General features: G+C 42.1%; 10 protein-coding genes. 9 read left to right on the top strand and 1 reads right to left on the bottom strand.

What is annotated here, in order from left to right; translation table 11 throughout:
• Positions 1-37: 37 nt before the first annotated feature.
• Positions 38-436: an IS200/IS605 family transposase gene (gene tnpA / locus LZP46_RS13735; protein WP_178319366.1), complete on the bottom strand. Its 399-nt coding sequence runs from the start codon at positions 434-436 to the stop codon at positions 38-40.
• 99 nt (positions 437-535) lie between these two features.
• Here tnpA and LZP46_RS13730 point away from each other — a divergent pair, with 99 nt between their 5' ends.
• The 9 genes from LZP46_RS13730 (at position 536) to LZP46_RS13690 (ending at position 14,377) form a co-directional block, all read left to right on the top strand.
• Complete coding sequence (locus LZP46_RS13730) at positions 536-1,693, top strand: transposase (RefSeq protein ID WP_236094126.1); 1,158 nt, start codon at positions 536-538, stop codon at positions 1,691-1,693.
• Positions 1,694-2,401: 708 nt separating this feature from the next.
• Entirely contained in the window at positions 2,402-6,877 is a 4,476-nt protein-coding gene (gltB, locus tag LZP46_RS13725) for a glutamate synthase large subunit (protein ID WP_236094125.1), read from the top strand.
• Positions 6,878-6,968: 91 nt separating this feature from the next.
• Positions 6,969-8,390, top strand: coding sequence for an FAD-dependent oxidoreductase (locus LZP46_RS13720; RefSeq protein WP_236094124.1), 1,422 nt, complete (start codon positions 6,969-6,971; stop codon positions 8,388-8,390).
• A gap of 406 nt (positions 8,391-8,796) precedes the next feature.
• Complete coding sequence (locus LZP46_RS13715; RefSeq protein WP_019836149.1) at positions 8,797-9,387, top strand: LemA family protein; 591 nt, start codon at positions 8,797-8,799, stop codon at positions 9,385-9,387.
• Between the two features lie 19 nt (positions 9,388-9,406).
• Positions 9,407-10,513, top strand: a complete 1,107-nt coding sequence (locus LZP46_RS13710) for a TPM domain-containing protein (RefSeq protein WP_236094123.1) — start codon at positions 9,407-9,409, stop codon at positions 10,511-10,513.
• Positions 10,507-11,067 (top strand): TPM domain-containing protein, encoded by a 561-nt coding sequence (locus LZP46_RS13705; RefSeq protein WP_236094122.1) that lies wholly within the window; start codon positions 10,507-10,509, stop codon positions 11,065-11,067. Before LZP46_RS13710 ends, LZP46_RS13705 begins: the two co-directional genes overlap by 7 nt.
• A gap of 418 nt (positions 11,068-11,485) precedes the next feature.
• Entirely contained in the window at positions 11,486-12,619 is a 1,134-nt protein-coding gene (locus tag LZP46_RS13700) for a glycosyltransferase family 4 protein (protein ID WP_236094121.1), read from the top strand.
• A 4-nt stretch (positions 12,620-12,623) separates the two neighbouring features.
• The gene (locus tag LZP46_RS13695) at positions 12,624-13,358 is read left to right on the top strand and encodes a class I SAM-dependent methyltransferase (RefSeq protein WP_236094120.1); all 735 of its coding nucleotides are present in this window, start codon (positions 12,624-12,626) and stop codon (positions 13,356-13,358) included.
• The gene (locus LZP46_RS13690; RefSeq protein WP_236094119.1) at positions 13,355-14,377 is read left to right on the top strand and encodes a glycosyltransferase family 4 protein; all 1,023 of its coding nucleotides are present in this window, start codon (positions 13,355-13,357) and stop codon (positions 14,375-14,377) included. Before LZP46_RS13695 ends, LZP46_RS13690 begins: the two co-directional genes overlap by 4 nt.
• Positions 14,378-14,388 lie beyond the last annotated feature (11 nt).

The following is a 14,388-nucleotide window of genomic DNA, read 5'->3' as shown; positions in this document are numbered from 1 at the left end:
AATCTGTGATTTAGATGGAGATGGATAGCACGCTATTTCATTCAGGTCTTTCTTGGTTTTGGATGTATTCCCGAATTACATCAATTGTAGCCCCGCCTGTTGTGAGTAGACAGTATGCTCTCGTCCAAAGTACAGGCTTCCAATAATACGGTTTTAGTTCTTCCTCAAATTCTTTGCGTATCAGTCGGCTTGACACTGTTTTTAGATTGTTAATGAATTTGCTTGGCATGATATTCGGGTGCATATCTAACAATATATGGACATGATCGGCTTCACCATTGAACTCGATCAAGTCAATTTCCCAATCGGTACAGTTCTTTTTTATGATTTCTTCAAGCCGATTGAGCATTTCATTTGAAAGGCATTTCTTGCGATATTTTGTTACTAACACTAAATGATATGTGAGCTTGTAAACACAGTGATAATGTGATTTCATTATATTTACACTAAGCAATTAATTTGTTAAATTATAACCATGAAACAACCTTTTTTGAAAGCGTATAAATATCGCATCTATCCAAATTCTCAACAGAAAGTGCAGTTTGAAAAGCACTTCGGATGCACTCGCTTTATTTTCAATTGGGCTTTAGCTCTTCAAACCAAAGCCCATTCAGAAACTCAAAAATTATTATCAAAAAAGGATATTCAAGACCAATTGGTTGCAATGAAGAAGCAACCTGAATTTGAATGGTTGAATGAAGTAAACAGTCAATCACTTCTTAGTGGATTACTTCATCTGCATACCGCTTATAACAATTTCTTTCAGCGATTGAAGAAAGGTAAGATTGAGTTTAGGAAGATTAAAGGCTACAAGCCAAAACCTGATGAAAAACGCCCATTGAGTCATATTGTTGGCTATCCACGGTTTAAGTCCAAGAAAGTACCTCAACGGTCTTATCAATGCCCTCAACACGCAACGGTGAGCTTTGAGCATGGTTTACTACATCTACCCAAAATTAAAGGGATAAAAACTGTATTTAGTCGGACATTTGATGGGAAAATTAAAACTGTCACCATTAGTAAAACAGCAACAGGTAAGTATTATGCTTCGATCTTAGTCGAGTCTGAGTTAGAGCTTGTTGCACCAACAACAGTTCAACCCGATCAAACTATTGGAATTGATATGGGTTTGAATCACATGCTCATTCAATCTAATGGTGATAAAGTTGAAAACCCAAGATACTTACGGCACGCTCAAAATCGCTTAGCTATACAGCAAAAAATATTTGCCCGAAAACAGAAAGAATCTAAGAGTTATCAGCGTCAAAAATTAAGTGTTGCATTCATCCATGAAAAAGTGCGTTTGCAACGCTTAGACCTACATCACAAACTAACGCATCACTTGATCTGTGAAAACCAAGCGACCACGTATGCTGTAGAGGATTTAGGGATAAAAAACATGGTAAGGAATCGAAAATTAGCGAAGTCTATTTCAGATGTAGCTTGGGGTCAATTTCTTACGATATTGCAATACAAGGCGAAATGGTTTGGCAAGAATATTCTGCAAATTGGAAGATTTGTACCAAGCTCTAAAGCATGTTCATGTTGTGGATACACCATGACAAAATTGCCACTAAGCATAAGAGAATGGCAATGTCCTGACTGTGAAACAGTGCATGACCGTGATTTGAATGCAAGCCTAAATATACGCAATTTCGCTTTAGCTGATGCACTAGGACATAGTGTTGTATAAAGAGTTCCTGTACCGCCATACTGTCAGCGCAGTGCGGTATCGAAAGGTGTAATCTCTAAGATTACATGGGTCGCAAAGATTCCCCCACCATAACTCTTAGTTTGGTGGTGGGAGTATGTCAACTAATCATAAACACTTCCAATATTCTTTTAGCTCAAGTCGAGTCATTCAAATAGCTACTTGAGCTTTATCCTTTTTGTCTATGATTTGCATTGAGCTATTTTGGCTCAGTTGCACCAATTTGATCTAAAAAAACTATTCTTCTCATACATAAATGCGTTCTAAAATGGCGCAGCATGGTGTATAAAAAGAATGAAGTGCACAAAAACAGTGCGAATTTGACTTAATAATGCGATTTTATTTTACATTTATGCGGTGAATGCTGAAATTTGGTTATGGTTGAATAAAAAAATAAAGTTGGCATTGTTTTTGCTTTTATTGGTGCATGAATTGAGTTGTTGTCCCTATTTTGGCGCAAAAAATTCAATGATTGTGCGAAACTGTCAAATTTGCCTGCTACATTCAAGTGTAAAAGTTGCGTAAATGATGAATGACACGTTTGAGGTTTAAGCCAAATCAGACTTAAACAAATGCGTGAAACTTCATTTACATAAGATTGATGTTTAGAGTTGTAAATTGAGTTAAATCGCAAAACTAGATTGTTTAATTGGCCCAATTGGGCAAGTAAAAGAAGGGTACGCTATGCACATGCCATCGCCTAATACTGTAGCTCCCGCTCAAGGTTTATACCAACCGGATGAGTTTAAAGATAACTGTGGTTTCGGTTTAATTGCCCATATGCAGGGTGATGCAAGCCATGATCTCGTCAAGACTGCCATTCATAGTTTAAGTTGCATGACCCACCGTGGTGGTATTGCTGCAGACGGTAAAACGGGCGATGGATGTGGTTTGCTGTTGGCAATGCCAAAGCAATTTTTCCGTGAAGAAGCAAAACGCTTAAGTGACATTACCCTGAGCGAAATTTTTGCAGTGGGTACAGTATTTCTGAACCTAGACCCTGCTTTAGCGACGCATGCTAAAAATATCCTGACCAAAGAAATTGAAGCAGAAGGTTGTAAAGTTTTGGCTTGGCGTGTGGTGCCCACCAATAATGAGGCATTGGGCGAAATCGCCATGCAGTCTTTGCCTGCTTTTGAGCAAATTATTGTCAATTGCCCATTGGGTGTGACTGAAGTTGAATTTAACCGCAAATTATTCTTGGCGCGTCGTCGTGCCGAGCAGCAATTGACTGCCGATCCATATTTTTATGTGACCACGCTATGCTCAACCGTGATCAGCTATAAAGGTTTGATGATGCCTGCAGCGATTGCAGACTTTTATACCGACCTTGCCGATGAACGTTTGGCATCGCATATTGTGGTGTTCCACCAGCGTTTCTCGACCAATACTTTGCCACGTTGGCCGTTGGCGCAGCCATTCCGTTACTTGGCACACAATGGTGAAATCAACACCATTACCGCCAACCGGAACTGGGCGATGGCACGTACCCCTAAATTTGAAAATCCATTATTGCCAGGTTTGACAGAGCTAAACCCAATTGTTAACCGTACAGGTTCAGACTCCTCAAGCTTAGATAATATGCTGGAAATTCTGGTGGGTGGGGGAATGGATTTATTCCGTGCCTTGCGTATGTTGGTTCCGCCTGCATGGCAGAACGTAGAAACCATTGATGCCGATTTACGTGCTTTCTATGAGTTCAACTCTAAGCACATGGAAGCGTGGGATGGCCCAGCAGGTTTAGTAATTCAGGATGGCCGTCATGCAATCTGTATGCTGGACCGTAATGGCTTACGTCCTGCACGTTGGGTGATTACCAAAAACGGCTACATCACCTTGGCCTCTGAAATTGGGGTGTGGGGTTATGAGCCTGAAGATGTGATTTCTAAAGGACGTGTTGGTCCTGGTCAAATTTTGGTAGTCGATACCTTTACTGGCAAAGTGCTAGATACGCAGGATGTAAATAACCATCTGAAAAGAATGCGTCCTTATCGTGAATGGTTACGTGAAAATTCAATCCGTTTACAAGGTAGTCCAGAGCTTGAAGAATATTTGTGTGATCAGGGTTTAAAAGGTGATGCCTTAAAAGCCGCACAAAAAATGTTTATGGTGACCTTTGAAGAGCGTGATCAATTATTGCGTCCAATTGCAGAAAGTGGTCAGGAAGCCGTGGGTTCTATGGGTGATGACACCCCAATGGCAGTATTGTCGCGTCAGGTACGTCATGTGTCGGATTATTTCCGTCAGCAGTTTGCGCAGGTGACCAATCCACCGATTGACCCATTACGTGAATCAATCGTGATGTCTTTGGAAACCTGTTTAGGCCGTGAACAAAACGTATTTGAGCAAGGCCCAGAACATGCAGACCGCTTGATTATTTCAAGTCCTGTGCTGACCAATTCCAAAATGCATCAGATTCGCACTTTAGGACGTAAAGGCTATGAAATTGCCGACATCGACCTGAACTATGCAGAAAGTGAAGGTTTACAAGCTGCGATTCAACGGATTTGTGAAGCTGCGGCGCAAGCAGTGCGTGATGGAAAAACTTTATTGGTGCTTACTGATAAAAAAATCCGTGAAGGTTATTTGCCTGCCAATGCAGTCATGGCGACTGGTGCGGTGCATCACCACTTAATTCAAGTCGGTTTACGTACCGATGCTAATATTATTGTGGAAACAGGTTTTGCCCGCGATCCGCACCAATTTGCAGTATTGCTCGGTTTTGGTGCAACCGCAGTGTACCCATATTTGGCTTATGATGTGATCAATGACTTGATTGCCAAAGGCGAGTTATTGGGCGATCCAGTCTATGCGCAAAGCAATTTCCGCAAAGGTATTGAAAAAGGCTTGCTCAAAGTCTTATCAAAAATGGGTATTTCAACTGTAGCCTCTTACCGTGGTGGACAATTATTTGAAGCGGTTGGTTTGTCTGCTGAAGTGGTGAATACCTGCTTTATTGGTGTACCGAGCCGTATTCAGGGTGCTACTTTTGCCGACCTTGAAAATGATCAAAAAAAACTGGCAGACACTGCGTGGAAATCACGTAAGCCAATTGATCAGGGTGGTTTGCTGAAATTTGTCTTTGGCAAGGAATACCACGCTTTTAACCCAGATGTGATCAATGCGTTACACAAAGCAGTGCGTTCAGGCAATTATGCAGATTTTAAAGAATATGCAGAAATCGTGAACAATCGCCCTATTGCGACCATTCGTGATCTCTTTAAATTGAAAACAGACAATTCAATTGCCTTAGATCAAGTGGAATCGGTTGAGCAAATTTTACCGCGTTTTGACTCTGCGGGGATGTCTTTAGGTGCGTTGTCACCAGAAGCACATGAAGCCATTGCGATAGCCATGAACACCATTGGTGGGCGTTCAAACTCAGGTGAGGGCGGTGAAGATCCTGCACGTTATGGCACGATTCGTAACTCGAAAATCAAACAGATTGCTTCGGGACGTTTTGGGGTAACACCTGCTTACTTAACCTCTGCAGAAGTGTTGCAGATTAAAGTGGCGCAGGGTGCAAAACCAGGCGAGGGTGGTCAGTTACCAGGCGGTAAAGTGAATGGGTTGATTGCACGGTTACGTTATTCTGTGCCAGGTGTAACTTTGATTTCACCACCACCACACCACGATATTTATTCGATTGAAGACTTGTCACAATTGATTTTTGATTTAAAACAAGTCAATCCACAAGCCATGGTATCAGTCAAGTTGGTATCTGAACCAGGTGTGGGGACCATTGCAGCAGGTGTAGCCAAAGCCTATGCCGACTTCATTACCATCTCGGGCTATGATGGCGGTACAGCAGCATCGCCGCTGTCATCTATTCACCATGCAGGTTCGCCGTGGGAGTTGGGTTTAAGTGAGGCGCATCAGGCATTACGTGTGAATGACTTGCGTGGCAAAGTTCGTGTGCAAACCGATGGTGGCTTAAAAACTGGTTTAGATGTGGTGAAAGCGGCAATTTTAGGTGCGGAAAGCTTCGGTTTTGGTTCAACCCCAATGATTGCCTTGGGTTGTAAATACTTACGTATTTGCCACTTAAATAACTGTGCAACTGGGGTAGCGACTCAACAAGATCATTTGCGTGAGGAACACTATATTGGTGAACCACAAATGCTGATCAACTTCTTCACATTTATTGCGGAAGAAACCCGTGAATGGTTAGCTGCACTGGGTGTTGCTAACTTGAAAGATTTGATTGGTCGTACCGACTTGCTAGAAATTTTACCGGGTGAAACCGAAAAACATGCGCATCTTGATTTAAGCGCCTTGTTGGAATCGCACCCTGCGGCAGAAGGCAAAGCGCAATACTGTCAAGTTGAAGGCAATGCACCGTTTGATAAAGGCATCTTGGCTGAAAAAATGATTGCAGAGATGTTGCCTGCAATTGAAGCAGGTACGGGCGGCGAATATTACTTTAATGTGAGCAACTGTGACCGTTCAATTGGTGCCCGTATTTCAGGTGAAATTGCGCGTCGTTATGGTAACTTGAGCATGGAACATCATCCTGTCAAATTGAACCTTACGGGTACAGCGGGACAATCTTTAGGTGTTTGGAATGCAGGTGGTTTGCATATCAAACTTGAAGGCGATGCCAATGACTATGTGGGTAAAGGCATGGCGGGGGGGCGTATTTCCATCTTCCCACCAAAAGGTTCGCCTTTCCAAACGCAGAATACTGCCATTATTGGTAATACCTGTCTCTATGGTGCAACCGGTGGTAAATTATTTGCTGCAGGTACGGCAGGTGAGCGTTTTGCGGTGCGCAACTCAGGTGCCTTTGCAGTCATTGAAGGCGCAGGCGACCATTGCTGTGAATACATGACAGGCGGTATTGTGACTGTATTGGGCAAAGTGGGTCATAACTTCGGTGCAGGTATGACCGGTGGTTTTGCTTATGTACTCGATTTAGATAATGACTTCGTTGACCATTACAACCACGAATTAATTGAGCTGAATCGTATTTCGACTGAATCGATGGAAGAACATAAAGCATTCTTAGGCCGTATTTTAGATGAACATATTGCCGAAACAGGCAGTGCGTGGGCGTATAAAATCCGCCATGAGTTTGATTTCTATAGCCGTAAATTCTGGCTGGTGAAACCAAAAGCTGCAAACTTGCAGACTTTGTTAAAAACCACCCAAGCAGATCCACAATAATCCACGACTCAGCATTCGGCAGGTGTGGATAACTTTAGACTTATACCCAGCGTAAAAGTGAAGTTATCTACACCCACCTACGGAGAAAGACATGGCAGAACGCCTACATAATGACTTTCAATTTCTGGATGTAGCACGCCAAGATCCAGAGAAAAAAGATCTCGATGTCCGCAAAAATGAGTTTGTGGAAATTTATAAACCGTTTACTGCAGAAGTGGCGGCCAATCAGACCCATCGTTGTTTGGGCTGTGGTAACCCGTACTGTGAATGGAAATGCCCTGTGCATAACTACATTCCGAACTGGCTTAAACTAATTTCGGAAGGTCGTGTTTTTCAGGCGGCAGAATTGTGTCATCAAACCAATACTTTGCCTGAAGTTTGTGGACGGGTTTGTCCACAAGACCGTTTGTGTGAAGGCGCATGTACCTTAAATGATGGTTTTGGTGCAGTGACCATTGGCAATGCCGAAAAGTACATTAACGATACCGCTTTTGCCTTGGGTTGGCGTCCAGATATGTCGCATGTGAAATGGACCGATAAAAAAGTTGCGATTATTGGTGCAGGCCCTGCAGGTTTGGGCTGTGCCGATATTTTGGTGCGTAACGGAGTAAAGCCGGTAGTCTTTGACAAACGCCCTGAAATTGGAGGCTTGCTGACCTTTGGTATTCCAGAATTTAAAATGGAAAAAGACGTGATGAAACGCCGCCGTGAAATTTTTTCTGGCATGGGGGTTGAATTCCGTTTAAATACCGAAATTGGTACAGATATCACGATTGAACAATTGCTTGCAGATTACGATGCCGTGTTCATGGGCATGGGCACTTATACCTATATGAAAGGTGGCTTTGCAGGCGAAGATTTAGATGGTGTTTATGATGCGCTGGATTTCTTGATTGCCAATGTTAACCGTTGCCAAGGCTGGGAAAAAGACCCTGCAGAATACATCAGTGTTGAAGGTAAAAAAGTGATTGTACTGGGTGGTGGTGATACTGCCATGGACTGTAACCGTACATCAATTCGTCAAGGTGCGCAGGAAGTGACCTGTGCTTATCGCCGTGATGAAGCCAATATGCCAGGTTCACGCCGTGAAGTGACCAATGCCCGTGAAGAAGGGGTGAATTTCTTATTTAACCGTCAACCAATTGAAATTGTCGGTGAAAATGGTAAAGTCACAGGTGTAAAAGTGGTCACCACGCAATTGGGTGAGCCAGACAGCCGTGGTCGTCGCAGCCCAGAGCCTGTACCAGGCTCAGAAGAAGTTTTAGCTGCAGATGCCGTGTTGCTAGCTTTTGGTTTCCGTGCTAGTCCTGCAGATTGGTTTAGCACTGCCAATATTGGGGTAGATGGTTCAGGTTGTGTAGTGGCAGCAGAACAGCAAACATTTAAGTTCCAAACATCTAACCCGAAAATTTTTGCAGGGGGCGATATGGTGCGTGGTTCTGATTTGGTCGTGACTGCAATTTGGGAAGGTCGTCAGGCGGCAGAAGGTATTTTAGATTATTTAGATGTCTAAACTGGCAGAATATCGCTAGATAGTAAAGGAGCTGAATTTCAAGGAATTCAGCTCTTTTTTTAATAGATATCTTCCATAAATCAAGAAATGATCGTTATATTCATATTTAAATGGATATTGAAACTTCCTTCTTCCTCTGGGAGAAGGAATTTCCTTTGCAGAGATTCAAAAATAATTTATGAAAACAACCTTTTGTAGTGGATAAAATCCCCTCATCCTCTTGCGGAATATATCCCTCATTCCTGAACCATATTTGGCCAAAGAGAATGAACATCAATATCAATTCAATTTGCAGTAAGCATTCTGGTAATACACTGCGATTAAACAAAATACACAAACAGGTCAGAATTTCACGTTAGAATGAAATCATTTCATACAAATACAAAGAAAATTTAGAGGTTAATTTATGAATTTCACAAAAAAAACCATGCTCGCAGTAGCTTTAACCAGTACTTTGACATTAAGCGGCTGCGGCTATAACACCTTACAAGTGAAAGATGAAGCTGTGACTGCTTCTTGGTCAGAAGTCCAAAACCAATATCAACGCCGTGCCGATTTAGTGCCAAACTTGGTGAATGTGGTCAAAGGCTATGCCAAACACGAAGAACAAGTCTTGACTGAAGTCACTCAGGCACGTGCCAATGTCGCAGGCTTAAAAGTGGATAAGTCGGTATTAGAAGACCCTGCGTTATTCCAGAAATATCAGGAAGCACAGGCGCAAATGACCAGTGCCTTATCACGTTTAATTGCAGTGTCTGAAAATTATCCAGACTTAAAAGCCAATGAGCAATTCCGTGATTTACAAGTACAACTAGAAGGCACAGAAAACCGTATTGCCGTGGCGCGTAACCGTTACATTAGCACAGTGCAAGACTTTAACAGCTATGCACGTCAGTTCCCGCAAGTCATGACCGCAAAAGTCATTGGTATGGACACCAAACCAAACTTCAGTGCCGAACAAAGCGCACAAACCGCACCTAAAGTTTCGTTTGAATAACGCCTAGGAGGATGTCTGGATGCTGCAATCGCACAGCAAGACCCGCATAAATCTAGTGCAGATGCTGCTGCTCATGGCAGTTATGTGTTTCAGTGGCTTGGCATATAGTGAAGTTGCCACAGCAACCGATGAAACTGCCGAAGCTGTGGTGCTGGGTAAAATTGTGCAGCAACAGCATCCTCAAAGTGCCAACCCTATCCCAGATCTTGCGAATTCACGTCACTCTACATCGAGCACTCAGCAAGCACCTGTAGAAACACCCGTTCAGCAACCGCAAATTGCCAATGATATGGCAGATGGTGAATCCATCCGTGCTTTGCCAACCTTAAATCAGCCCGTGGTCGATCAAGCCAATTTGCTCACTGCTGCAGAAAAACAGCAAATCAGCCAGCGTATTTTAAATTTACATCAACACGCCAAAGCTCAAATTGGCGTGGTGATTGTACCGACCACAGGGCAGGAAGATATTTTTGATTTTGCCATGCGGGTCGCAGAACAATGGCAGCTCGGTTCTGCCAAGCAAGACAATGGTGTGTTGATGGCAATTGCAGTCAATGACCGCCGTATTCAAATTTTAACAGGTTATGGTTTAGAGGGCGTGCTGCCCGATATTGTGGTCAGTCGGATTATTAACCAACGCATTACGCCGTATTTTAAACAAGCGCAATATGCACAAGGCATAGATGCAGGCGTGGCAGAAATTGAACGGATTTTAAACTTAGACCCCGAAGTTGCGGCACAGGCAGCGCAAGAACTGAAACAGCGTCAGGAACAAGCCTTGCAAGAACAACAGGCGCGTGAAAAAACCTTGAGCACTGCTTTATTTATTTTAATTGCGGGGGTAATTGGCTCACTGATTGTCGGAAAACGCCTAAGTGCTTCAACCGCCGCCGTGGCAGGAACAGTAGCAGGTTTGGTCAATGGTGCAGGCTTAATCACCAGTTTAATGATTGGCGCAGGAATTTTCTTTTTACTCATCACTGCCATTGCACAGACCATTTTCCAAATTTTCTTGTCCTCTGCAGGGCGTGGTGGCGGAGGTGGTGGGGGCGGTTTTGGTGGTGGGGGCGGCTATAGCGGCGGCGGTGGTGGCTTTGGTGGGGGAGGAGCATCAGGATCATGGTAACCACAACCGATACAACAGAAATTATTACTCAACCGAAAATGGACATTGCAGCGCGTCCGAGTGTAAAGCGTTGGCTGAAGCATTTCTTTTATTTACCTGCCACCAAACGTTTTTTTAATGCGCAAGATCAACATGCCATTGCAGAAGCGGTGACGGCTGCCGAGCATGGGCATGTAGGTGAAATTCAGGTGGTGATTGAAGGTTGTTTACCCTCGCGGTTGGCGTATGCGATAGATACGCATACCCGTGCACGCCAATTATTTGCAGAATTAGGTGTTTGGGATACTGAACTGAACAGCGGCGTTTTACTGTACCTGAATTTGTGTGAGCGCAAGGTGGAAATTGTGATTGACCGTGGCATTAAAACCGCGACCACGCAACAGGTGTGGGATGAGGTCTGTGCACATATTGTGCAGGGTTTGGCACAGCAGCAATATCGGCAAGCAGTGATAACTGGTGTGCAAGAAATTGGTGAAATTTTGTATGTGTTTTATGACCGCCAGTTGCTAGATCAGCAAAATGAATTGGGCAATGCGCCGATTATTTTGGGATAGATCTTTGTCAATCAATGTCTCTCTTTTAAAGATGGGGGGAGGGCTTAGTCATGATTTTTTCTATAAACTTTCCTTTGTAATTTTAGAATTCTCCTGCTTGTGCCGTAGATGGCTTACTAGGTCAAAAGCATAAAATTACAAAGAGACCCATCGTACACAACTTAAATTTGCTTAAAGAAAATACATCGGAAAATAGTTTACTGCTTTTAAAAAGATTTGAGTTGAGGCTAAGTGTCCGAACTTTATAATTGAGATAGCCACTAAATTTGGTAATTTAGTGGCTTTTTAGTCTTTATTTCTTTTTCCAGTTACAGGGTTAAATGCTATATTTGTTCATTCTTTTATCTTAGGAAATATTTACGACAATTAAGGTTTAAGTATTTCAAAGGTAGGTTTTTAATTGGGGAAAAATTAAAAAATGAAGAAGCAACGTATTCTTCTTATAACACGTAATTTACCACCTTTGGTTGGGGGGATGGAGCGTCTAAACTGGCATATGGCAGACGAGCTGAGTAAATATGCAGAGGTTAAAGTCGTTGGTCCTACAGGTGCTGCTGCAGTTAAACCTAAAAACATTCAGGTTTTGGAGTCACCTTTAAAGCCTCTCGTGTTATTTATGTTGATTGCATTGTGCAAAGCTTTTTGGACTGCTGTGTGCTTTAAGCCAAATGTGATTATTGCTGGAAGCGGTTTAACTGCTCCTTTAGTTTGGTTAGTCAGCAGGCTTACGGGTGCTAAAGCAGTTGTTTACCTGCATGGTTTTGATATTACTGCTGCTCATTGGGTGTATCAAAAAATTTGGGTTCCTTTTTTTAAACGCATGGATTGTGTAATTGTAAATAGTACACCCACGAAGATATTGGCACTGAATGCAGGTGTATTAGAAAAAGACATAAGTATTGTACATCCTGGTGTGACTTTGCCTGTAACAGCTCAGCCCTTAAATGCGATCCAGTCTTTTAAGAAAAAATATAATTTAGAACATAAAAAAATATTGCTATCAGTCGGTCGATTGACTACACGTAAAGGCTTAAAGGAGTTTGTTGAAAATTCCTTAGCTTATATTGTTCAACAAGAACCAGATGTGGTTTTGGTTGTAGTTGGGGAGTCACCTAAGAATTCTTTAGGCGCGGGGCTACAAACTCGTGAGGAAATTTTAGAAGCAGCAAGAAAAAATCAAATTGAAAATCATATTCTATTTTTAGGGGTAATTACCGATAATGAGCAGCTTGCGACTATTTATGAAGCCGCGGATATTCATGTTTTCCCAGTACGGCATATTCCTGATGATCCAGAAGGTTTTGGTATGGTTGCAGTAGAGGCAGCAGCACACGGTACACCCACAGTTGCTTTTGCAACAGGTGGTATTGTGGATGCGGTAGCGGAAGGTATCTCAGGTTATCTTGTCGAAAAGAACAACTATAGCGGGCTGAGTAAACAAGTTATTGCATTATTAGCCGACCCTCTACCAAAAGAGAACATCCAAGATTTTGCGGGGCAGTTTGAGTGGGGGCGTTTTGGACAAGGTATAGTTCAGCAGATAGAAAGATAAAAGTATGGAACAAGCTAAACAACGACAAGCGCATGCTGTATTAGACACATCTTCACGAGTGGCTAAAGCAAAAAAAATAGAGATTCTAATGCAACTTGGCTCTTATACGGAGCCACTTCGAGTATTAGAAATTGGCTGTGGATCGGGTGGTATTGCTTATTATTTTGCAACGCACCCCACGTTAGAATGTGAAGTTTTTGCAGTCGATGTGTATGACAACCGTCTTGTATCTGATGGTTATCATTTTCAAAAGGTGGATGGTGTAGAGTTACCATTTTTTGATCATTATTTTGACTTGGTTATCACTAACCACGTAATTGAACATGTGGGTGAATATTCTCAGCAGCAGCGACATCTTGAAGAAATAAAAAGAGTATTAAAAACAACAGGACAGTGTTACTTAGCTGTGCCTAATCGCTGGATGCTCACAGAACCCCATTATAATTTAAAATTTTTAAGCTGGTTACCACATTCTTGGCGGAGTAGCTATTTAAGGTTTTGGGGTAAAGGCGATTTTTATGACTGTGAACCGTTTAGCCTATCGGGATTGGAGAGCTTATTAAAGCAAGTAGACCTTAAGTTTGAGAATTTAAGTGTACAGGCAACCAGAGTTACTTTAAAACTAGAGATGCCTAGTAGCTCTATAACGTCATTTTTAGAGCGTGTACCTGATAGTGTGTTACAGCTTCTTAGACCTATTATTCCAACGTTGATTTACAAAATTGAGCTAAAGGAATGAGTAATAAAGATAGTAAATTAGCAATTTGGTTTTTGACTGTTCGTACAGGTACGGGTACAGATGTTTTTACTGAACGCTTAGTCGAAGGATTACGAAAGCGAGGTATTAGGGCAGAAATAACGTGGCTACCTCTTCGAGCGGAGTACTTGCCTTGGACAATCGCTATTCCAAAACCACCAAATTGGGCAACTATAGTTCATGTTAATACTTGGTTGCACAGTCGTTTTTTACCCAAAAATTTACCAGTGGTTGCGACTTTACACCACTCGATACACGATCCAAATTTACGTCCATACAAAGGTTTGCTAAGAGCGGTGTATCACCAGTATTGGATAGCTCCAAATGAGCGTCGTGTTATGCGACAAGCAGCACGCGTTACGGCTGTTAGCCAATTTGTTGCAGATATGGCAAAACAGACTTTATGTGATGTTCCTATACAAGTTATTTACAATGGCATTGATACTGATTTGTTTTGCCCAGGTAATAGGGTACGACAAAAAAATGAACCTTTTCGGCTTTTATATGTTGGTAGTTGGATGAGTCGTAAGGGGGTAGATTTATTATCTCCTATTATGCGTGAGTTGGGTGAAGGGTTTGAGTTATACTATACTGGCGGTGCGGCTGCTGAAAAAGACAAAAAAACAATGCCAAATAATATGCATGATTTAGGACGTCTTAATCAGCAAGAAGTTGTTGAAGTGATGCAAAAGTCTGATGTTTTTTTGTTTCCATCAAGAAGTGAAGGGCATCCTTTGGTTGCTATTGAGGCAATGTCATGTGGTCTTCCAGTTATTGCATTTAAAGGAACTGCTGTTGAAGAAATCATAGATCATAAAATTAATGGCTATTTAGTAAAAGACATTAATGATGCTGTGAGCACTATAAATAAAATTTATGAAAACGCCTCTAAATTAACGCAATTATGTAGCATGGCAAAAGAAAAAGTAAACAACAATTTTTCAGAAAAGAGCATGTTACATTCTTATATTAACCTTTATGACACCTTATATAAAATTTGAGATCAAGCTAT

It is taken from the genome of Acinetobacter sp. SCLZS86 (genome assembly GCF_021560715.1).
GTDB lineage: Bacteria > Pseudomonadota > Gammaproteobacteria > Pseudomonadales > Moraxellaceae > Acinetobacter > Acinetobacter towneri_A.
The sequence above is the reverse complement of the archived record's forward strand: the minus strand, read 5'-3'. Positions and strand labels throughout refer to the sequence as shown.